The organism is uncultured Mycobacterium sp. (assembly GCF_964249325.1).
Lineage (GTDB): Bacteria > Actinomycetota > Actinomycetes > Mycobacteriales > Mycobacteriaceae > Mycobacterium.
Genome location: NZ_CAXUCH010000030.1, coordinates 1 through 20,779, shown reverse-complemented (window position 1 = coordinate 20,779; position 20,779 = coordinate 1). Strand labels below are relative to the sequence as shown.

General features: G+C 60.6%; 24 protein-coding genes and 1 pseudogene (1 of these 25 cut by a window edge). 14 read left to right on the top strand and 11 right to left on the bottom strand.

What is annotated here, in order from left to right:
- The 3 genes and pseudogenes from ACFE99_RS06430 to ACFE99_RS06420 form a co-directional block, all read left to right on the top strand.
- A pseudogene (locus ACFE99_RS06430) lies at positions 1 to 201 on the top strand (CAP domain-containing protein) (it extends 287 nt beyond the left edge of the window).
- Between the two features lie 50 nt (positions 202 to 251).
- Positions 252 to 704, top strand: a complete 453-nt coding sequence (locus tag ACFE99_RS06425; protein WP_375483524.1) for a lipoprotein LpqH — start codon at positions 252 to 254, stop codon at positions 702 to 704.
- A 475-nt stretch (positions 705 to 1,179) separates the two neighbouring features.
- Positions 1,180 to 1,788 (top strand): DUF305 domain-containing protein, encoded by a 609-nt coding sequence (locus ACFE99_RS06420; protein WP_375483522.1) that lies wholly within the window; start codon positions 1,180 to 1,182, stop codon positions 1,786 to 1,788.
- A gap of 268 nt (positions 1,789 to 2,056) precedes the next feature.
- Here ACFE99_RS06420 and ACFE99_RS06415 read toward each other — a convergent pair whose 3' ends face one another.
- The 7 genes from ACFE99_RS06415 to ACFE99_RS06385 all read right to left on the bottom strand — a co-directional run bounded on the left by ACFE99_RS06415 (position 2,057) and on the right by ACFE99_RS06385 (position 8,285).
- Positions 2,057 to 3,034 carry an amidohydrolase family protein gene (locus ACFE99_RS06415; RefSeq protein ID WP_375483520.1) on the bottom strand — a complete coding sequence of 326 codons (978 nt, stop codon included), beginning with the start codon at positions 3,032 to 3,034 and terminating at the stop codon, positions 2,057 to 2,059.
- Between the two features lie 408 nt (positions 3,035 to 3,442).
- Positions 3,443 to 3,724: a muconolactone Delta-isomerase gene (gene catC / locus ACFE99_RS06410; protein WP_375483518.1), complete on the bottom strand. Its 282-nt coding sequence runs from the start codon at positions 3,722 to 3,724 to the stop codon at positions 3,443 to 3,445.
- Between the two features lie 6 nt (positions 3,725 to 3,730).
- The gene (catA, locus tag ACFE99_RS06405; RefSeq protein WP_375483516.1) at positions 3,731 to 4,597 is read right to left on the bottom strand and encodes a catechol 1,2-dioxygenase; all 867 of its coding nucleotides are present in this window, start codon (positions 4,595 to 4,597) and stop codon (positions 3,731 to 3,733) included.
- Positions 4,598 to 4,658: 61 nt separating this feature from the next.
- Positions 4,659 to 5,762, bottom strand: coding sequence for a mandelate racemase/muconate lactonizing enzyme family protein (locus ACFE99_RS06400; RefSeq protein ID WP_375483514.1), 1,104 nt, complete (start codon positions 5,760 to 5,762; stop codon positions 4,659 to 4,661).
- Positions 5,763 to 6,436: 674 nt separating this feature from the next.
- Positions 6,437 to 6,991, bottom strand: coding sequence for a cupin domain-containing protein (locus ACFE99_RS06395; RefSeq protein WP_375483512.1), 555 nt, complete (start codon positions 6,989 to 6,991; stop codon positions 6,437 to 6,439).
- 111 nt (positions 6,992 to 7,102) lie between these two features.
- Positions 7,103 to 7,288 carry a hypothetical protein gene (locus ACFE99_RS06390; protein WP_375483510.1) on the bottom strand — a complete coding sequence of 62 codons (186 nt, stop codon included), beginning with the start codon at positions 7,286 to 7,288 and terminating at the stop codon, positions 7,103 to 7,105.
- 301 nt (positions 7,289 to 7,589) lie between these two features.
- A complete protein-coding gene (locus tag ACFE99_RS06385) occupies positions 7,590 to 8,285 on the bottom strand; it encodes an SDR family NAD(P)-dependent oxidoreductase (protein WP_375483508.1) in 696 nt (231 codons plus the stop codon).
- A 101-nt stretch (positions 8,286 to 8,386) separates the two neighbouring features.
- On the opposite strand from ACFE99_RS06385, the gene ACFE99_RS06380 reads away from it, so the two are divergent.
- On the top strand, positions 8,387 to 9,235 hold the full coding sequence (locus ACFE99_RS06380; RefSeq protein WP_375483506.1) for a helix-turn-helix domain-containing protein: 849 nt from the start codon (positions 8,387 to 8,389) through the stop codon (positions 9,233 to 9,235).
- 55 nt (positions 9,236 to 9,290) lie between these two features.
- Here ACFE99_RS06380 and ACFE99_RS06375 read toward each other — a convergent pair whose 3' ends face one another.
- Positions 9,291 to 9,968 carry a helix-turn-helix domain-containing protein gene (locus ACFE99_RS06375; RefSeq protein ID WP_375483503.1) on the bottom strand — a complete coding sequence of 226 codons (678 nt, stop codon included), beginning with the start codon at positions 9,966 to 9,968 and terminating at the stop codon, positions 9,291 to 9,293.
- A gap of 159 nt (positions 9,969 to 10,127) precedes the next feature.
- Between ACFE99_RS06375 and ACFE99_RS06370 the strand changes: the two genes are divergently transcribed.
- From ACFE99_RS06370 to ACFE99_RS06360, 3 genes are read left to right on the top strand one after another with little or no spacing between them, the layout of a single operon-like run.
- On the top strand, positions 10,128 to 11,051 hold the full coding sequence (locus ACFE99_RS06370) for an NAD(P)-dependent oxidoreductase (protein WP_375483501.1): 924 nt from the start codon (positions 10,128 to 10,130) through the stop codon (positions 11,049 to 11,051).
- Positions 11,052 to 11,070: 19 nt separating this feature from the next.
- Positions 11,071 to 11,844, top strand: a complete 774-nt coding sequence (locus tag ACFE99_RS06365) for an SDR family oxidoreductase (RefSeq protein ID WP_375483499.1) — start codon at positions 11,071 to 11,073, stop codon at positions 11,842 to 11,844.
- Between the two features lie 25 nt (positions 11,845 to 11,869).
- Entirely contained in the window at positions 11,870 to 12,406 is a 537-nt protein-coding gene (locus ACFE99_RS06360) for a VOC family protein (RefSeq protein ID WP_375483497.1), read from the top strand.
- A gap of 284 nt (positions 12,407 to 12,690) precedes the next feature.
- On the opposite strand, the gene ACFE99_RS06355 is transcribed toward ACFE99_RS06360, so the two are convergent.
- The 3 genes from ACFE99_RS06355 to ACFE99_RS06345 all read right to left on the bottom strand — a co-directional run bounded on the left by ACFE99_RS06355 (position 12,691) and on the right by ACFE99_RS06345 (position 14,623).
- A complete protein-coding gene (locus ACFE99_RS06355) occupies positions 12,691 to 12,864 on the bottom strand; it encodes a hypothetical protein (protein ID WP_375483495.1) in 174 nt (57 codons plus the stop codon).
- A gap of 89 nt (positions 12,865 to 12,953) precedes the next feature.
- A complete protein-coding gene (locus ACFE99_RS06350) occupies positions 12,954 to 13,703 on the bottom strand; it encodes an SDR family NAD(P)-dependent oxidoreductase (protein ID WP_375483493.1) in 750 nt (249 codons plus the stop codon).
- Between the two features lie 194 nt (positions 13,704 to 13,897).
- A complete protein-coding gene (locus ACFE99_RS06345) occupies positions 13,898 to 14,623 on the bottom strand; it encodes a GntR family transcriptional regulator (protein WP_375483491.1) in 726 nt (241 codons plus the stop codon).
- 192 nt (positions 14,624 to 14,815) lie between these two features.
- Between ACFE99_RS06345 and ACFE99_RS06340 the strand changes: the two genes are divergently transcribed.
- The 7 genes from ACFE99_RS06340 to ACFE99_RS06310 form a co-directional block, all read left to right on the top strand.
- Positions 14,816 to 15,157: a YciI family protein gene (locus tag ACFE99_RS06340; RefSeq protein ID WP_375483489.1), complete on the top strand. Its 342-nt coding sequence runs from the start codon at positions 14,816 to 14,818 to the stop codon at positions 15,155 to 15,157.
- Entirely contained in the window at positions 15,148 to 16,134 is a 987-nt protein-coding gene (locus tag ACFE99_RS06335; protein WP_375483487.1) for an NAD(P)-dependent oxidoreductase, read from the top strand. The genes ACFE99_RS06340 and ACFE99_RS06335 overlap by 10 nt, the downstream gene beginning before the upstream one ends.
- 67 nt (positions 16,135 to 16,201) lie before the next feature.
- A complete protein-coding gene (locus ACFE99_RS06330) occupies positions 16,202 to 16,732 on the top strand; it encodes an SRPBCC family protein (RefSeq protein WP_375483484.1) in 531 nt (176 codons plus the stop codon).
- A gap of 241 nt (positions 16,733 to 16,973) precedes the next feature.
- Positions 16,974 to 17,888: a VOC family protein gene (locus tag ACFE99_RS06325; RefSeq protein WP_375483482.1), complete on the top strand. Its 915-nt coding sequence runs from the start codon at positions 16,974 to 16,976 to the stop codon at positions 17,886 to 17,888.
- Positions 17,889 to 17,942: 54 nt separating this feature from the next.
- The gene (locus ACFE99_RS06320; RefSeq protein WP_375483480.1) at positions 17,943 to 19,115 is read left to right on the top strand and encodes a cytochrome P450; all 1,173 of its coding nucleotides are present in this window, start codon (positions 17,943 to 17,945) and stop codon (positions 19,113 to 19,115) included.
- A gap of 25 nt (positions 19,116 to 19,140) precedes the next feature.
- Entirely contained in the window at positions 19,141 to 20,043 is a 903-nt protein-coding gene (locus ACFE99_RS06315) for a fumarylacetoacetate hydrolase family protein (protein WP_375483478.1), read from the top strand.
- Between the two features lie 150 nt (positions 20,044 to 20,193).
- Positions 20,194 to 20,779, top strand: a 586-nt coding sequence (locus ACFE99_RS06310; RefSeq protein ID WP_375483476.1) for a helix-turn-helix domain-containing protein, incomplete at its 3' end; no start/stop codon positions are given.

Below are 20,779 nucleotides of genomic sequence, written 5' to 3'. Positions count from 1 at the left end.
GGTTATCGCGGAACGGTCGCGGAAACTGTGGCCATCCACCCGGCGTTGGCAATAAATAACCTTGACATTATAAGCAATTGGTATTACCGCCCCGACTACTACGCAATCATGTCCAATTGCGCTAATACCCAAATAGGGGTGTGGTCGGAGAATAGTCTGGACCGTAGCGTCGCTGTAGCGGTCTACGGTCAGCCGGCCTAACCGCCTGCACTGAACGACGCGGTATACGGGATGGCTCGTGGTGCGCAGCAATGAGCGGGAGATTGCTAAAGAACCAATTCGTTGTCGTACCGGCACTTGCACTGGGTATTGCTGGTGCCGTCGGCTGCTCAGCGGAATCAGCTCCCAAGCCTAAACCCGGGAGCCTGCTGCCGGGCACCGCGCAGCTCACCATAGACGGCAAGCCCGCCCACGCGACCGAGGCGGTGCAGTGCTCCACGGTGGAATCGACGACCACCATCGAGACCGGCGACGATGATGGTGGTGTGACGCTGGTGGTATCCAACGCAGGGCCGCTGATCGTCCAGTTCGTAAGGATCCGTAAGCTCAGCGGCTTTACCGGTGACTACAACCTCGGCCTGGAAGGCGACGCCAGGATCGCGATGACCGGTTCCACGTACGATATCTCGGGTGCTGCTCTCGGGTACGGCCCGACATCAATTGAGCCAACTACGCATCCGTTCGAGATAAGGGTTTCGTGTTGAGGCTCCTGCGGGCGGCATCTTCGACGTATCAGCGACATGTTGCGTAGGTGCCTAACCGGGCTCCTGTATGGCGGCAATGAACTACGCTGCCACACCATGAAACGCGGCGCGTCGCTGGCTACCACGACCTTGTCAACGGGTGCCGCTGTCGGCATGGAGATGCTGGTTTGTGCGCCGCTCGCGCGTGCTGCCGTCGCGCATAAGTCTAATGTTTACCGTTCGGCCAGGTTACAGCTTGCCACCATAGGTGAGGCGCTTACGTATAGGTACGGGATGCGTGACAAGACACGTGCGGGGAGGGTTACTCGCAGGTCGTGAGGGATATCAACACTGACTTAAATACCACCGACGAGTGCCAAGCGTCGGACTTTATCAGCGCGGCGGCCACACAAAAGCTGTGCCCCCAACTTATTTGGCGACTGCATAACTTCGCTCCCAACTATAGGCCAACGCCAGCTTGAGGACGGCTACGCTGGTGCCATATTCATCGCTGACCGCGCGCATCGTGGCGGTCGCTGCAGCGCTCGCGACCGCGTTATTCCTGTCGTCCTGTAGCAAACCGGCATTTGGAGGTCGCACCGAGCTCACAAGCACCGACCCACCCCGCATTACCGGCACGCCAGCTGGCTACAACGCTGACGACGTCGCCTTCGCGAACAATATGATCACCCACCACGAGCAGGGGATCAATCTATCGGTACTGGGCATGAATCGCTCCGCCGACGCCGACGTTACAGGGTTCGCTGCCAAGACCAGAGCGACCCTGGAGTCGGACATAGCGGTTTTGCGTGTGTTGCTGGTGCAGTGGAATGAAAACCCCGATACTAAAACGGGTGGTGTGCATGGTGCCACATTGAGGGGGATGGTCGATGCCCTCACGATGGCTCAACTTGCCTCTTTGCACGGCACCGAGTTCGATAAACTGTGGCTGCAGTCGATGATTACTCTGAGTGGCGGAGCAATCGAGATGGCCAACGCCGAAATGGTCGATGGAAAGAACATAGATGCGGTCGGGTTGGCCAAGGAGGTAATCAAAGCACAGCAGGCCCAAATCCAGCAAATCAACCAGATGCTCGGCGGTTAACCAACCACATGCCTATCCCGTACACCGCACCTCGCAACCGCACCCCGCTCACCACTCCGCCATCGGCCTCTGCTGCCGACTTTACCTTGGTATTTTTCCGGGTATCTTCGACGAAGCTAGCTGCAGCTATAGATAGACGCGAACGAGGAACCTGACTCGATGAATGTCACCCAGGGCAGCATCTCAAACGCCCTGCGTCAAGGAGAGCATGCGATGTTCTAAAGTCCACACATCTTCTCAGCAAAACTTCCTCTATTGTGGTATGCTCCTAGGGTAACCGCAGTCGGAGCAAGCGTATTGCATTCCCGCGTGCGATTTTGGTGTGATCATGTTCGTTGAGCTCGATTCGGTCGAACCACTGAGTGGCCTCGTTCATATCTTCGAATGGGTAATCCACTGAGAACAGCAGTCGGTCGACTCCAACCTCTTGAATGGTGTTGAGCAAAGCGCGAGTTCTAAAGTTCCCGCTTGTGGTGAGGTAGAAGTTATTGCGCAGGTAATGACTAAAGGACTTTTTGACGCGCAAACCGCGCGGAGCAACTGCAAGCCTGTGGTCCGTGCGCCATATGTTGAACGGTAATAGCTCGCCGAGGTGCCCGAGAATAACGTTGATGCTTGGGTGCCGGTCAAACAATCCACTCCCCATCAGCCTCAAGGCATGAGTGCCAGTCTCCACCGAGAATGCCCATGCAGACCCGTACAACCATGGATGACCGTCGTACTGGGCGCTGCGGCTATGCAGCGGATCGCGCGGATGCAAATAGATTGGGACGCCGAGCTCAGAAACAGTGACCCAGAAGGCGTCGTAACGTGAATCATCGAGGTAGACAATCGCGTCCTCACGATCGATCTGAGAATAACCGTTCACAAGTGCGCCGACCATGCCCAATTCGTTAACACCACGCCACAATTCAGCAACAGCCGCATCGGGGTCCTGCATGGGTAGGGCCGCGAAAGCCGCGAACCGGTCCGAGTGCGCTGCCACCTGTTGTGCACCATAATCATTTAACCTTCTCGCCCATTCGACAGCCTGCGCGCGCTGGTGAAGGGATTGAATGCCAGGTGAGAGCAAGGAAAGCACAGCGAACTCAATGCCGCATTGATCCATCATCTGCAGGCGCTCATCATGAATATCGAGTAGCATCTTCCGGTGTGCTGGCCATGCATCGGCCTGGAAATGTTCAGCGGATTGCTCGACAATGTTTGGATCCTGCGCGCCGAAATGTTCTTCGAGTGCAACTTTCATAACCATCTGTGTTCCTCGACCGGTAGTTGGCTTGCAAATGGTGCAGACATATTCTTTGCGACGCCAGCTAACAAGTTGTTGCTCATGTTGCCTCCGTCAACCAACGGATGCCATGCTGCCGCCGGGCCGCGAATTTAACGCCTGACGGCGTCTGAACGTGACCGTTGATATTTAGGTTCGGGCATATCCCGACGCTCATGTAGGACGGTAGGCCCGCGTCGTGGACCGGGCATGGATTCAGCCGAGACTAGAGCTTGCCTAGTGCCTTCCGTTGAGAGTTGGTATCCCCTGCGCTCGACGCTCTGTGAATTTCGGCCGGCATTAGTGGCCGACCAATCAAACCGATGGAATACAAAGCTTTCCCTTTCTCTCCGAGTGCGTTGCATACCCATAGCAGCAGTCATTTTCTCAAGGTTTAACGTCAGAGGGGTGGGTTGCCACAGGTGTCACGTGGATGTCCATATAACAAAACAGTGGCAGGCCTGCAAGCAGAGCATGCAGTTCGTCATTTGATTCGACGTCAAAGATTGAAAAGTTCGAGTATTCGCCAACAATTCGCCAGATATGGGGCCACTTCCCAGACCGCTGGAGCTCTTGGCAATATTCCTTTTCACTTGTCACAATCTGGGCGCGACTCTCCGCAGGAAGGTCGCAGGGAAGATGGACGTCCATTCGCACATGAAACAGCATGAAAACTCAGCCTACGATAGGGTCGAGTACGAAATCATAGACCACTTTCTCGGCGCCATTGGCGTGCGGGATCGGGTCCAGCATTAATTCCGGCTTTACCGCGGTGGCAATGTCGTCCTCGTTGTGTGGATCGCCAGGAAAGTACAGCTGGGCAGTCAGAGGCTCATGGTTTGGCGCCGAGACCTTTACGTGTAGGTGGGCGGGCCGCCAAGGGTGCCAGCCGGCAGCAGCGATGAGCTTTCCGCAGGCGCCGTCGGTGGGAATCTGATAGGGACCTGGCCGGATTGTGCTAATGCTGAATCGGCCGTCGGGACCGGTGGAGAAGGTGCCTCGCAAATTCCACTCGGGGATGCCCGAAGCGAACTGCGAGTACAGTCCGTCGGCGTCGGCCTGCCATATATCCACCTTGCCGGAAAGCGGGCTGCCATCGGTCGACGTGATGGCGCCCTCGAAAATCAAGGAAGTTCCCTTCTCGGCGTCGCGCATTGTGATCTTGCCGCTGGCCCCAAGTTCCGGGGAGTTGGGTACATAGTACGGGCCCTCGATGCTTCCCTTGCTGCCTCTTCGATGCGCGGTGGCGACATCCTCGACAGCGTGCTCGATCCAAACATCAAGGAACAGTGGCCACTCGCCGTCTTCACCTACTTCAATTAGCCACGCCTTTAAAGCATTATATTCGTCGTACGTCACTTTGTGCTTCCGAATAACGGCATGGATGGCTTCCAAAACTTTGCGAGCCAGCAGGTCGACGCGTTGTCTAGGTGTATTCTTCACAGCTTCGAACCCTGACTTGTCGGCCCAGAATCGTTTAGTCGCCGAGGCACCGGACGCTGCTGCAGTGGCAGGCTGGACCGGCGCGTGGAGGTTTGTCATTGATGGTTCTCCTTCATTTCTTGCCCTACGGTGTCCCTCGTAGCTGGCGCTGGTCAGGCGATCACTGGTCGGTGCGGTAGCGGGCCAGCTTCGGCGGGTCGATGTCTATGCCCAGACCCACGCCCGATTGCCGGTACAGGAGACCCTCGCGAATATGCAGCGTCTCGGTAAGTAGGTCATCACTCATGCCAACAAAGTTCGAAAGCTCTCCGGCGTGGCGCGAGGTGAGTTCGTAGGCGCAACCGAAGGCGAGGGTGCATGCAGTGCCAATCTGACCATCGACCTGGTTCCCCATGACGACGTCGAGCCCGAGCCCTTCGGCCAGATGATGAACGCGCCGCGACTGAGTGAAGCCTGTACGGGCGGTCTTGATGCTGATTGCGGTAGCCGCTCCGCCTAGCACTTCGCGCGTCACGTCGGCCGGTGTGACGACTGACTCGTCGGCGATGAACGGGATAGTGAGGTTGCGGACAAGCCAACGTCGCCCAAGTACGTCATCGGCTGGGCATAGCTCCTCGGCGAACAGCAGGTCAAGGTCAGCCATTTCCTTCATCGCACGCGCCGATTCAACGGCTGTCCACCCGCGGTTACCATCGATATAGAGTTCGAGAGATTCGCGGAACCGCTCCCGCACCGCGCGTACGACAGCGATGTCGAGTTCTATCGGACGACGGCCAACCTTGATCTTGAAAGTGCGAATCCCGTACAAATCCCGCATGCGCTCAACTTCGGCGATCGTGCTGTCGGCATCATCGAAACCGAGCATGTGACTTACGCGCATCCTGTCGGTGAATCCGCCCAGAAGCTCACCGACGGGCACCTGAAAAGTTTTCCCCAGCGCGTCCCAGATCGCCATGTCAATTGCAGCCTTGGCGGTGGGATTGCCGACGGTGCGGCCAAGCCGACCACCGATGACTTCTCGTTCCAGCAGCGTGAGCCCGATAATCGCGGGGGTGAAAATCTGCTGAATGACCGCAACGATGCCAGCCTGCGTCTCGCCATAAGTGAATGGCCGCGGGGGCGCTTCGGCGATGCCGACCACCCCGTCGTCCGTGTGAATCCGAACCAGCACGTGCTCGGCAGTGTGAACCTGTCCAGAGGCAAAATTCAATGGCCGGACATACGGGATGGCAAATGGGATCGCTTCGACTCGCGTGATTTTCACAGCGGCCCTCCCGCAGGAGTTCTGGACGCAAGCATCTCAGGAACGCACGCGGCTTGCAGCCCGCCGAGGACGGTCTCCACGACCGAGTTGTCGCGCTTGCAGAACCACGCCAGGGCCAGTTCGCTGTCTCCGGCGTCGACAAGGTAGCGAAAGACCAATCCGTCGTGCGCTGAACGCACAGAGTGCGAAACCGCAGGGACCCCCAGGCCAGCGAAGACACCTACCGGTACAAGCACAGCTGTCCCCAGCGCGCCGTTACCGTCATCGCCGATGCCTTCCCACGCCATCACATTCGGTCAGGGGGTCCTCCCGCCGACGTTCACAGGCCGCAAAACTGTATACAGTTTAACGTGACGGATTCCTTTTGGCTACCCCTCCCGACATCGCCAGCTTCGTCGGCCTTCTGCGCCACTCAGGACCCCAGACGGGGTGAACCGCGCAGGCGATGCCAGTAGATGCACCCGTGATGACGGCCAACTCTCGGGCTTCACGTGACGTTGTCAACTCAAGAAGGATTGCACGGCGCCGTCGGCGTCAGCCCTCCGGGCGGGGAGCGGCGCCGGATATGCGTGGAAAGCGGGCGTCACGCCACAGTGCGATTTCGTAGTCGTTGACGTAGCCATCGCGGCCGTGCAGCTGGCGATTGATGATGCGGCACAGAACATTTCCGACGTTCAGGGTCTCTGGCCTTCGGCTTCGTTGGCTCGAAGGTGGGCAAGAAGGTCTTCGACGGGGGCCATCCGCTGAGTCGCGAGATCGTGAAGCCGTTCGGCGAACGCGCGCTGCTGGTCTTCGGTGGGCGGGCGTTGGGCGCCGTCGGGCGGCAGAGTCGGTGCTGTCGCCGGTGTCCCGAGCATGGCGACTTGCATGTCCAGTCCCGCAGGGACATAAAAGTTGAGTACTCGCGCGGTTTGGCTCGTGACAACGAAGGCGTGGGAGGTGCCGGCCGGTATCCGCACCAACTGGCCCTGAACGCCAGTCACGGTCTGGTCGCCCAGCTGCAGCGCCATCTCGCCGTCGAGAATGTAGAACACCTCGTCGCCGTGATCGTGCACATGCGGTGGCGGGCCTGCTGATTCGGGCATGAGCTGCTCCATCAGCGAGTATTGGCCGCGGGTCTGCTCTGTGGTGATCAACGGCGTCCACAAGATTCCCATCTGCCAATACCCCTGCGCTGACGCCACGCTGGTGACCAAATTGGTGACATCGTGTCCGTTGGAAAAGCTCACCTGAAACTCCATCCGTCCTGCCGTCCCCGGACCGGAGACGAGCCCTTGGCACGCATTCTGAGTTGGTCGTGAACCAACTAAGTCGGATGCGACGTAAACGGTGATTATTCACTAGCATGCTTGACCGCGGCGGAACCTCAACCATCCGACGCCGAGCAGCAGAAGCTTGATCGCGGAGAGCGTTCCGTTCGGATAGAGGGTGAAACGCCCTAGTTGGGGCGCTGACGGTCCCTTGTGGTGGGCGGTGGTGTCGTCCAGGCTTGATCCACTGAAGAAGTGCGCGGGAATGAATGGCACCCAAAACGAGAACGGTAATATCGCAGCGACCGCCATGTTCAATCGGCGGTCGCCCCGTTCGGTCCACATCAGATACAACAAAGTGCCAGAACAGATTTCAAAGTGGAGCTCCTCGGCAACGGCAATGAGTACTCGACCTGGCGCAGGTCAACGCGTTCCACAGCTTGACTCTACGAGTCCATCGCGATCACACACGTCCATGCGGACTCGGTGGCTAGTGCTGCCGAAGCCATTGAGCAGCGATTCGGTTTGAGGGTCCAAACGCGGCAGGTCACAGTGGCGCCGGCTCAGACGAGTTGAGTCACCAGGGGACAGTGCCGTGCCGATCGGTGAACGTGCCGGTGGGGCCGTCGGCGGCGATGGTCGCCATGGCCACGATGGCGTCGGTGCCCTCAGTGACGGTCTGCGTGCCGCTGTGGCCGTTGAGGTCGGTGGCGGTGTAGCCGGGATCGACGGCGTTGATGCGAATGTTCGGCAGCTGCCGGGCGTACTGCACCGTCAGCATGAGCACCGCCGATTTGGACGCCTGGTAAAGCGCGCCCGGTACTGACGACTCGATCCGCGACTGGTCATGCACGAGCGCGAACGAGCCCAGGCCGCTGGATACGTTCACGATGACTGTTGCATCCGACTTGTTCAGCAGCGGCAGGAACGCGTGCGTCGTGCGCACGATGCTGAACACGTTGGTGTTGAACACGTCTTGGGCGTCCAACCCGGTCAAGTCCGCAACGCTCGTGTGCGGACCGACGATGCCGGCATTGTTAATTAGGATGTCCAGCGCCCCGGTCTGCCGCATGAGTTCGTCGGCGGCGCGGGCGACTGATGCGTCGTCGGTGACGTCCAACTCGACGAACTGGGCGCCGAGGTCGTCGGCGGCGCGCTGGCCGCGCTCGGGGTTGCGGGCGCCGAGATAGACCTGGTGGCCCTCGGCGATGAGTCGGCGGGCGGTCTCGTAGCCCAGACCCTTATTGCCTCCGGTGATCAAGGTGATTGTCATGGCTTCAGTCTGGCCGTGCGCGCTGTGCCTTAACAGGATCCGGATGTCCGTAGGACTACCGGTACCACCCGGGCCGGCAGGTCCCTGCGCATACTGGCATGGTGGCACGGCAATCCTCGGCGCTGGGCGAGGCCCTGCGGGCCTGGCGCGCACGCGTGACCCCGGCCGCGGCCGGCGTGCCGGCGCCCGCCGCCCGGCGAGGGCCCGGGCGGGGCCGCGGGGAATTGGCCGCGCTCGCCAGCCTGTCCGTGGACTATCTGGTGCGCCTGGAGCAGGGGCGGTCCCGCAGCCCGTCCAGCCAGACGGTGGGTGCGCTGGCTCGGGCGCTGCGGTTGACCAACGACGAGCGCGACATGTTCTACCGCATCGCCGGCTGCGCCGCCCCGCCGGCGGGCGCGGTGCCCGATCACGTACCGCCGGGCGTGCAGCGCCTTACCGATCGGTTGTCCGACACCCCGGTCGCAGTATTCACTGCGGCCTGGACCATCGTGCAGTGGAACGACATGTGGGCTGCGCTGCAGGGCGACCCCTCGGCGTGGCGTGGCCGCGACCGCAATGTGCTGTGGCGCCATTTCACCGGCGTTGCTGATTCGCGCGTAATGCACGAAGGCGCGAACGTTATCGCATACGAACGCGAGATCGTCGCTGACCTGCGCTTGGCCACGGCCCGGTACCGCGACGACCCCGATCTCACAGCGCTGGTCACCGACCTGACCGCGCGGAGCCCGCGGTTCGCGGAGCTGTGGGGAAAGTTCGAGGTCGGCCCAAGGGTTTCCGCGCACAAGACCGTGCTACACCCTGATGTCGGCCCGATCGCGCTGGACTGCGAGGTCCTGGCCGTTGCAGGCAGTGACCTCAAAATAATCGTCTACACCGCCGAACCCAACACTCCCGACGCCGCCAACCTCAAGCTGCTCGGCGTACTCGGCGTCCAGCACCTCGCCGACTGAGCCAACTGGCCTACCGGGACCCGATCAGACGTGCGTGCACCGCGGGCATCCAGGCCTACCTCGTGGGATTGTGCACAACGACCGATAAGGCCCGCGCGACTTGGGTTGTGTGGTTGCGGTATTGGTGTGGCGTTGCGGGGTCGAAGGCCAGGGAATCGCCCTCATAGAGGCGCAGTGTGTCGAAGCCGATGACAGCTTCTAGCTCTCCGTGCAGAACGTACAGATACTCGCGGCCGTCGTGACGGACGGCCTGACCACCATCGCTGGACTGGCCGCCGGGGGCGTAGACTACCTCCAGAAAATCGACCCAGTCGTCGTGCGTCGGCGTGAGTCGCTCCCAGCGGACCCCGGTCGAAAGTTCGATGACGCTCCGGTCGCCCGCTCGTTGCACGATCCCCGTCCCGTTGGCGTCGCTGGCGCGACCCCATGGGCGGAACGCAGACTGTGGCGGCGCGAGGGCGTCACCTGACGATGCATGTGGGGTTTTTGGTAGGTCGCCGGCGCCGAACAGGAAGTCCAGCGAGATGCCGAGCTCGTTGGCCAGCGCGTAGACGACGCTGGCAGACGGTGTGGTAACGCCGCGTTCCACTTGCGAGATCAGGCTCGCCGAGTAGCCGGCTCGGCGCGCGAGCTCACGCACCGAGATGCCCCGCGTGTGGCGCAGCTGTCGAAGGCGCGGGCCGAGGCCGGTTGCCGCCGCATCGACCACGTGAGGCGTTGATCCGTCTGTCATCGTCGCTCCGACCGTCCACGATACTGTACAGCTGTCCCCTTAGGCTCACACCATACCTAGAGGTCCAGCCTAAAGTGCCGAAATGGCGTGCGCTATCCTGCACCCCAGCGTACAGTTGCGCATACAGAGGCTGTCGGATGGATGAGGAGTTAGACCGGAATGAATCCTGACTTTCGAATAGGTTGGCTGGGCACCGGCCGGCTAGGGAGTGCCCTGGCGGCCCGCATGATCTCGAGTGGCGTTGCGGTGACCGTCTGGAATCGGACGGCATCGAAAACCGCGCCGCTAGTAGATTTGGGCGCCTCCCATGCGGAAACTCTCAGCGGGTTGGGCCACTGCGACATCGTGTTCGTCACGGTGATGTCTTCGCCGGATCTGCTGGCCGTCACCGTCGGCCCCGATGGCTTGTTAAGCAGCCAACCCGCGCTGCGCATCATCGTGAATTGTTCAACGGTGTCCGCCGAAGCCGCCGCCGAGGTTAGAAGCCAGGCCGCACGCCACAAGGTCGGGTTCCTCTCGGCCCCTGTCAGCGGCAATCCGGACGCGGTCGCCAATGGGCACGGGTCCATTGTTGCTTCGGGCCCCGCGGAGGTCTTCGATGCCGCACGGCCGTATCTGGGCGCGATCGCATCCGGCGTGACCTACGCCGGTGCGGGCGAGGAGGCGCTGCTGGTCAAGCTGGCCCATAACTTGTTGGTGGGCATGAGCACCGAAGCGTTGGCCGAGGCGACGACTCTGGCGGAGAAGGGGGGCGTGGCTCCTTCAGTGTTTCTCGATTTCATCGACGGCTCGGTACTGGGCTCGAAATTGTTCTCCGCCAAGGGTCAAGCGATTCGCGCCCGCGACTACGAACCCACCTTCACCACCGCGGGCATGCGCAAGGACTTCGATCTTGGGCTGGCCGCGGCACGGGCGCTGGAGGTTCCGATGCCGATCGCCGCGAGTACTCACCAACTGGTCCAGACCGCCATCGGCCATGGATACGGCGAGTATGACTATGTCGCGCTGTACGCGATGGCGACCCGCGGCGCCGCGCTTCCGGATGAGCGGCCCTCGGCAACCACTCCGCCGACCGACTCATAACCCGACGGGAGAACTGGTCATGAGCGAGGCAACCATCAATTCGCCTGGTGGCGTTGCCATTGCGGGCAGGTCCGCATTGGTCACCGGGGCTAACCGGGGTCTGGGGGAGGCGTTCGTGCGAGAGTTGCTCGACTGGGGCGCGGCCCGCGTGTACGCGGCGGCACGAAATCCTGACACGGCTGAGTTTGACGATGCTCGGGTCATCCCGATCAAACTCGACATCACTAACTCGGATGACGTCCAAGGCGCGGCATCCAGCTGCGGCGACGTCGCAGTGCTAATCAACAACGCCGGGACGATGCTGCGAAGTCCCCTGCTGGCGTCGCCCGACCTGAGTGCGGCGCGCAGCGAGATGGAAACCAATTACTTTGGGACACTGGCGATGTGCCGCGCTTTCGTGCCCGTTCTTGCCCGTCAAGGCGACGGCGCGCTGGTCAACATGCTGTCGATCGCCAGTTGGTTCGCATCTCCGTTCAACGGTTCTTACGGGGCGTCGAAATCTGCCGAGTGGGCCTTGACCAACGCGATTCGCATCGAGCTGCGCGCGCAGGGAACCCTCGTCGTCGGCGTGCACGCAGGGTGGATCGACACGGACATGGCGGACACCGTGGCAGAAGCGAAGATTTCACCTGGCGATGTCGCGGCTCAGACGCTGGCTGCTATTCAGCGCGGTGATGAGGAGGTGCTGACCGACGACAGGACCCGCCACGTCAAGGCGTCGCTGCCCCACGACCTCACTTCGCTGTACCCCGACGTTCAGAAACGTTGGGACGCCGGCGACCTGCCCTGGTGAGTACTGACCCGAAGGGGAATTACTGATGTCGCTCGAACCCATGGCCGGCCTTGCCATCAACCACGTGGGAGTGACCGTCCCTGATATCAAAGCGGCGATCGACTGGTATGGCGCGGTCTTCGGCTTCCGCTGCATCATGGGCCCGCGGCTGCTTGATCCTGACGGACACGCAGAGGCCGCCGGCGTGTTCGGCAGCGGGTTCCGCCGAGCGTGGCAGGCACATCTGCTCAGCGCCAATTCGGTTGGTATCGAGCTTTTTCAGTTCGTCGACCCACCTTCGCGCGGACCGCGGTCGCCGGAGGAGTCGGTGCCCTGGCTCGATCGCGGCCTGTGGCACTTATGCATCACCCACCCGGACGTTTCGGGCATGGTTGACCGCATCGTTGGCGGGGGCGGCACGTTGCTGGCGGCGCCGTACCACTTCGTGCCTGGCCGGCCCTGGATGCTGGCATACACCACCGATCCGTGGGGCACGGTGCTTGAGGTGATGAGCCACAGCTACGCCGAGGCGTTCAGCAATTGGCCTCAGCCGGGGCAGTTGTCGCCACCTACGCTCATGTGACCGCGCGCGCGTCAACGCCGGCACGTGCGCCAACTGCGACCGGATAGCAGTCGTCATTGATTCGATCCGCATCAGCTGGCCCGACAAGAGCCCGCTCAATTGTGGTTCACCGGCAAGGGTGATGTCGGGCAAGCGCTCGACTAGACGCCGCAGCGCCACTCTGAGCTCCAGGCGCGCCAGGTGACGACCGGTGCCAAACGCCAGGTGTCGGTTGTGTTCGCGATCGATGTTGAAGCTGGCGGGGCGGTCGAATATCGCGGGGTCACGGTTGGCTGCAGCATAGTTCAGCTGCTGACAAGATAAAAGCCGCCGTAACGATTGATCCTGGCGACTGGACAGCTGGCACGATAGCGCTCGTAGGTCTCACGCCACTGTTGTTCGGACATTGTTGCATCGTAATGGTCGAATGAACCGCCGAAATCGGCGTGTGGGCGAATACTTGGTGTGGTTACATCCATTCTTCTGAACCTCGCAGTTTGTTTAACGGACAATTTGTGGTCGTTGCGATGCGGGCTTAGGTCGATCCACCGGCCACCAGGGCTGTGTATTAAATCCGGGCAAGACCGCCGTCGACCATAATGGTTTGTCCCGTGAGGAACGCCGCGTCGTCACTTGCGAGAAAGGACACCGTTCCAACGATGTCTTCCGGCGTCGCGGGCCTTTTGATCGCTTGCATCGCAACCACCATCTCAATCAACTGGCCGCTAACTCCGTTCGCTGACGCACCCTCGGTAGGAGTAGCGGTAGGACCAACGGCATTGACCGTGATATTAAACGGAGCCAGATCGGTAGCTAATCCACGGGTACGGGTTGTTGCCCATTGCATTCCACATGGCCCGAATCCGGCTTTACTGGCCATGTAGTGCACGAGGCCGGGGATGGCCAGCATGAGAGAATTAGATGTGACGTTGATGATTCGGCCCCACCGTTGCTCCTTCATCGGATCAACTAGAGCTTTCGCCATCAGGAATTGGGAATCAAGATTGAGGGCCAAGACTTCCCGCCAAAGTCCATACTCGAGTTCGCCGAAGTCGCGCAATGGATAGGAGCCAACGTTATTCACCAGGATGTCACATCGGCCGAATCGACTGAGGATGTTTTGCGCCAGCTCGTCCACTTGTGCAGGGTCGGTTACGTCGGCGCGGACCACCAGCGAGGCGCGACCGGCGCGCTGAATCGCGTCGGCGGTCGAGGAGCAGTCAGCTATATCGACTGCAACGATGTCGGCGCCCCGTTTGGCGAGCCCTTCGCTGATGGCACGCCCGAAACCGCGGGCGGATCCGGTGACGACTGCCACTCGCCCATCATGTGCGTTACCCGGCATGCAACCCTCCAACGGCGGGGACTTTGGACAGGTGCTCACGAATGGGTGCTACCTGACCCTAGAACGGCTACCGGCGCTTTCCAACATAGTGTATACACTTTATGGGGCCGACTGTTCCCTGCCTGCAATAACGGCTTGGCGTGCCTGGTGGTCCATGATCCCGGTTGTTAGCGCGCCAGCAAATCCTTTGCAGCGGCTCTGCGGTCATTCAACGTGTCGCTGTCTTGGCTGGCTGTGACGAGTTCGACCGCGTGAGGCACCGCGGTCGGTATGTAGTCGGGCGCGCAATCACCCAGAACCCTCAGGGCGGTGCGGGCCAGGTGGTGCGCGAGTTCAGTTAACGCCGCGCCCTCGTCTTTGGCGATCAACGCTTGCAGGATTCGCGCGTGCTCGATATCGCCTACGGCTTGCCAGCTAGAGGGGTCCGACAGCTGGTAGATGCGGATGTAGCGGATAGTTCGATCGGCGAAAATGCCGAGCTGGCGACGAAGGGCCGGTCCGGCTGCCGCGGTGATCAAACGATGGTACTCGGCGTGCGCGGCAAACCACGAGTTTAGGTCTCCAGAATCGGCGGCCTCGCGCATCGTCGCCAATAGCTGCCCGGCCGCCGTGCGGTCGGTGTCGCCGAACTTGCGAATCGTCATCGATAACGCAAGCGTTTCGAGCGTTATACGGCAGGCATAGATGTCGTCGAGCTCCTGGACATCCAGACCCGTCACGCGGGTGCGCTGATTAGGCTCAATCTCGACGAGCCCCTCTTCCTGCAGCATCCGAAGTACTTCACGCAGCGGCGTGCGGCTGATTCCCAGCTGACGCGCCAGAGAGACTTGCGACAGCTTGCTACCCGGTGGCAGTGTCCCGTCAAGGATGCATTCACGCAGGTAGGCATGCACGTGCGGGATTGATTGTCGCGCAGCCGGCAGATGTAACTCCTGGATTCCAGGAATAACCATGGTTCGTGACATATAGCCAGTCTTCACGACTGGCACGGGTCTGTATACAGTTTCTTGCCCACCCGGCTTGACGCCAGGGGAAAAGTGCATACAGTTTTGAGGGTGTGCGCTTCACACCGCAGGGCGGATGCGATGAGCCGTCGCTACTGGCTGATCCGTTCGAAGCCGCAACCTGGAATCGCGGCCGAGCAGATCACCGCTGCCCGCGAGTCGCATGTCAGGTGGTTGCTCGAGTTGGAACGAGCAGGCGTTGTTTTTCTCTCTGGCCCGTTGAGATCTGGACCGAACGTCACCACGGGTTCTGGGGTAACTGTGTTGCGTGCCAGCACCGTCGATGAAGCGCGTGACATCGCAGCGCAGGATCCGTTCGTGCAGGCGGGGCTGCGAACCTTCGAGGTGTTTGAGTGGGTGCTCCAAGAGGGCAGCTTCTGCGTCCATATTGGTCTGGGCGAAGGATCCTGCCAATGGTTGTAGAGTCTTCGACGTCGTATGGGCTCGTAGAGCGGGTAGGTGTGATTGGCCTCGGAAAGATGGGTATGCCAATCGCGCGGAACTTGATTGCCCGAGGCTTTCAAGTCGTGGGCTATCGCCGGCGACGCTGCGCCGATTTGCTAGCGGCGGGCGGACACAATGCAGATTCACCAGCTGCTATCGCCGAAGATTGCGATGTGGTGCTCTCGGTGTTACCGAGCGCGAACGATGTCTATTCGGTTTTGCGTGGCGTGGCGGGAATTTTGACCGCTGTGCGACCGGGCCTAATTCACATCGAGATGAGCACAATTGACATCGCGGACAAGCTGAAAATGGCCGAAGAGCTTCGTTCCTTGAATGCGGACATGCTGGATTGTCCAATCAGCGGTGGCCCGGACATGGTGGCGTCTCACCGAGCCACAACCTTTGTGTCCGGGCAGTTAGAGAGTGTCGAACGGGTACGCCCGGTCCTCGATGCGATTGGCGGGCGGTGGATGTACGCCGGTGAGTTCGGATGCGGTACTCGACTGAAATACGTCGCGAATCTCCTGCTGGCCATACACAATGTAGCAGCGGCCGAAGCGATCGTTTTTGCCCGGCGTAGCGGCCTAGATTTAAACCTTGTTCAGGAGGCGTTGGACAATTCGATCGCGTCCTCAGCGGTTCTGAAAGAGCGGGGACCTCGGATGCGGTCGCGGGAATGGTCACCGGCGGCAGGCTCGGTCGCAACGCTGCACCACATCCTTGAGCAGATTGAACGAAGCGCCCGAACCCTCGAGGTGAGCCACCCGGTTTTCGATGCGGCCCGAAAGGTGTACAGACAAGCCCTCTCGCAGGGATACGCCGATTCCGACATCGCGTGCGTTCATGACCTTTTGCTGCCGCATAACGAAAATCAGTTGGCTGCGACCTCCCCAACAGAGCAAACCTGCACCGGCCGCATCGCGGAGCGCCGTCTGCCTCCGCAAAACAGCCCATGAGACGAGGCAACCAGCGCGCCCAGGGCTTTCCGATGATGTCCACGACTCCTCGAGAAAGGAGACCCAAATGATTTACGTTTCACACAGTGTGCTGGTCAACGAAGGCGAACGCGATGAACCAAAACTGAGCCGCGACGCCGTATGGGACGGACTGGTCCTCAAAGCCAATAACGCATTGCCGTATGTCCCGAGCATGACCTACTGCGAGGTAACCAACCGCCTGACAGAGACCTGCTTCGACAGGGAGATCGAGTTCCGCGGCCAGCGCTTCAGCGAACGCATTACGCTCGATGCACCCCATCGTGTGGTGTTCACCAGAATGGCGGGACCCGTCCTCGGAACTATCGCCAATGAAATTGAAAACGATAACGGCAATCTACGACTTCGCTTCAGTTTCGCGCTTAGCCTCATCGGCGTAGCACCCGGCACCGCCGCCGAACGTGCGTACGCCGATTCAATGAAAGACGACTACCTTAAGGCCGTCGAGGCCACATTGGCTGCCATGCGCAGAATGGCCTCCGGTGACCAAGCAGGTTCGGCAGCGACGACGAAAGCGTCGACAACGCAAGCAAGAGCCGATTCTGCTATCCAGCAATGACTTCACGAAAGCTCCACGAGCACACCTGGTGGCCGCTCAGTCCGTCTGCACGGTTAGCGTCAATTGCTTACGTGCGACCCATTGGCGGAAGGCGGGCGTCAGGCGCCGGACGTGAGTTTGGCGCCGCACCCAAGGTGCGGGTGATGCAGATGTCTCCACCCCGTGGTGAGGTGCTGCAGCGGCTTTTGCCACCCACCGCCGCCTCCCACGCAGCGACCACCCCACAAACAATAGGATCAGCATGACTTCATTGAGTCGCCCATCGACTGCTGTCACCGTGTCGAAACTGGGCTATGTCGAGTTTCAAACTGAGGACCTCGACCGCCTCGCGGAGTACTACACCCGTGTACTCGACTTCGTCAAAGTGGACCAATCGCACGACACTGTCTATTTGACACCGTCATTCGACCACCACGCAGTCGTCATTCGACAAGGCGCAGCCCAAGCTCGCACCGTGGTCGGCTATGAGGTGTTCGGCGAACTCGACGACGCGCAACGGCGTATTAGTGCGGCCGGCTACAGCGTCGAGCGCCGTTCCGACATCGCGCCGTCGACGCCCAACGTACTTGTCCTCGACGAGCCGCTCACCCGCAGCAAACTGCACCTCTACGATGAGCAAACACGCAGCGGCCTCAACGCGCACGAAAGCGTGCTCCGACCGACGAAACTGGGTCACATCGCCGCCTATGTACCGGAGTTGAGCACCCTACAGGCGTTTTACCAAGACCTGCTGGGATTCAGGTGGTCGGACACCATCGGCGACTTCTTCGTCTTCTTGCGCTGCAACGCCGATCACCATGCGGCGAACTTCCTGGCAACCAAGAAGTTTCACGGCATGCACCACATCGCCTACGAAATGCGTGACCTCAACCACCTGCAGTCCATGCTCGACCACCTGGCTGCCAATAACTATCGGCTGGAATGGGGACCGGGCCGCCATGGAGCCGGCCACAACATCTTTACCTACCACCACGACCCCGACGGCAACCTTGTCGAGCTCTTTACGCAACTCGACGTCATCCACGACGAAGCCAAGGGCTACTTCGAGCCGCGCCCATGGCACACGGAGTTCCCTCAATACCCCAAGACCTGGGAGGTCGACGCAATCGCGGTGAACAGCTGGGGACCGATCAACCCCAAATTGATCGACCATTGACCCCTTCGCTGCCGTACCCGGTGGCGATCTAACTAGGACATCGAAAGGTTCACAATGCAATGGGATTACAACGCCGCCTTCGCTGAGTTGGCGTCTGGCCACGACGACAGCACGGCCCCGATCTACAGCGGCTTGCTCGAAAACGATGAAGTGCGCCGGGTGCTCGTCGACGAAACCCCCTACGAGATCGTGATGAGCTACGACCGCGTCATTGAGGCTGTCAAGAACCACAAAGCGCTCAGCAGCGTGACTCCCCGACACGGCGGTCCCCGCATCCTTCCGCTGCAAAGCGATCCCCCCGAGCACAGCGGCTATCGACGGTTGCTCAACCAGTACTTCTCACGGTCGAGAATCGACGATGTCGAGAAGCGAATCCAGCCCATCGCCGCCGAGATGCTCGACCAAATGATCAGGCGGGGAACGGCGGACTTCGCCACTGAATTCGCCTACCCTTTCCCCACTCGGGCGCTATGCGCGTTTTTGGAGTTACCCGATGACGATTGGGTGTTTCATCACGAATGGGTTACCGAACTGGAACGGCTCACCAAAGACGGCCTTTCCGACCCGGAAGAAGGAGTCTTCGGTGCGCTGGGCAACGTGCTTCCCTATCTATTCCGCGTGGTCGCGCAACGCCGCGAAAAGCCCGGTAGCGACGTGATTAGTGGCGTGATCGCTGGCACCATCGATGGCCGGCCACTTGATGATCAAGAGATCGGCAATACCGTTATCGCCTTGATGATGGCTGGACATATCACAACGACCGGCGGTGTCGGCAATCTGGTGTTGCGGCTGGCGGACGACCCGCAGCTACAAGCATTTCTTCGTGCCAATCCCGACCGGATCCCCGATGCGGTTGAGGAAAGCCTGCGACTGGATTCACCGCAGCAGGCAATGCCCCGCAAAGCCGTACGCGATGTCGATATCGCCGGTCAGCACATCCAATCGGGAGACTACGTCGTGTTGAACTATGGATCGGCTAATGTAGACCCAGCTCATTGGCCGCGGCCTGATCGGTTCGACTTAGACCGTGCCGACAAGCGACACCTCGCGTTTGGTCGCGGTATTCACCAATGCGTCGGAGCGCCACTGGCGCGAATGCAGATGCAGCTGGTCGCCCGCGAACTGCTTGCCAGGACCGCCTCTTTCGAGCTTATCGCTCCCGCCCGCCGCGTCGCTTGGCCACGATTGGCGGTGGAGAACATGCAGCTCTCATTCGTGGCCGCGTAAAGAACAACGGTTTGAGGAGCGTGCTATGAGCTGGTCTTTGGTCTCGTTCGCCACCGGAAGTGATGTCGGCCTGGGTATTTTGCGCTCGGACGGGAACGTGGTGGTCCCGCCCGCTCTAAAGCAGTGGCCCACCGTGCTTGAGTTGCTTGATGATTGGCCAAACGCGCGGGCGGTGCTGCCGTCAATCGAGATCGAAGACGCCGAGATCATTACCTATGAGGATCTACTAGCGCCGATCCGCTGGCCCAGGAAAGTCGTGTGTGCTGGCGTGAACTATCAACACCATATACAGGAAATGGGAGGCGAAATACCGACTGGCGAATGGAAACCGTTCTTTTTTCTTAAACCGCCTACAACGACCGTTATCGGACCACATGATTCGATTGTGCTACATTCCCCAGATGTAGCAAAATATGACTGGGAAGCCGAATTGGCGGCGGTTATCGGTATAGGTGGGCGAGATATACCCGTCGGCCGGGCACTAAATCATGTTGCCGGGTACTGTGTCGCCAACGACATCAGCGCACGGGGACATCATAAACGGACGGCGGTGCCTGCTGCCGCCTTCACATACGACTGGTTCGCATCCAAATCCATCGACAAGTCGCTGCCACTGGGGCCCGGCATCACCCCCGCTTTTCTCATCAATGACCCCCAGCAGCTACACATTCGGCTGTGGGTCAATGGTGCTTTACGTCAAGATGAATCAACAGCCGACATGATTTGTTCGGTGGCCGAACTGGTTGCCGCGGCCAGCGGTACGGTTACGTTGGAACCCGGTGATGTAATTGCCACCGGGACACCGTCCGGCGTCGGTGGCGGGCAAGGATTGTTTCTCCAAGCGGGAGATGTGGTTCGCACAGAGATAAGTGGGCTCGGTGCCCTAGAGAACAGTGTCGTCGCGGCGGCCCCACTACCCCTATCCTAGCGCAGTTTAGCGGCTCTTCGTAATTGAGAGTGCAGCGATAGTCGGTGATGTCCCGGTGGGCAGGCTCGTGTGTCGTTTCGGTGAGGCGGGGCCTCGGTGGGTGACGATGCAGGTTCCCACACGCGCTTCACCACACCACCGAGGTGACCCTTGCCTGAGGCTACTGCCTGCCCGCCGTCTGTTGTTGCCGACACGATCATGCGCACCATCGAGTTGGGTGTGACGATCACCGACGCGGCCATTGATGAGAAGTCCACGACCATCTTCTGCACACCGGTGATGCGGGATGCGCGATGCCCGGACTGCGGTCAGGAAGGCCGCTACCGCGACACCGTTACTCGCCCGTTGACCGATCTTCCGGTGGCCGGCTACCCGCTGGTGTTGCGGGTGGCGGTGCCCCGCTACCGCTGCACCACGGCCGAGTGCGGCCGTGCGGTGTTCAACCAGGACCTGGGCAAGCTCGCGGCACCGCGGGCCTCGACGACCCGGCGGTGTGCGCGGTATGTGTTGCGGCGGTTGCTGATTGACCGCACCACCATCTCGGCCATCGCCGCCGAGTTGGGGGTGTCCTGGCACACCGTGAGCACGATCGCGATGCGCACCACCGCCGACATGGTGGCCGCGGCCGGAGCTGATCGGTTGGCCGGGGTGCGGGTGATCGGTGTGGACGAGCACCGCTGGGCGCCCCGACGCATCGGCCCGGACGGGTTCGTCACCTTGATCATCGACCTCACCC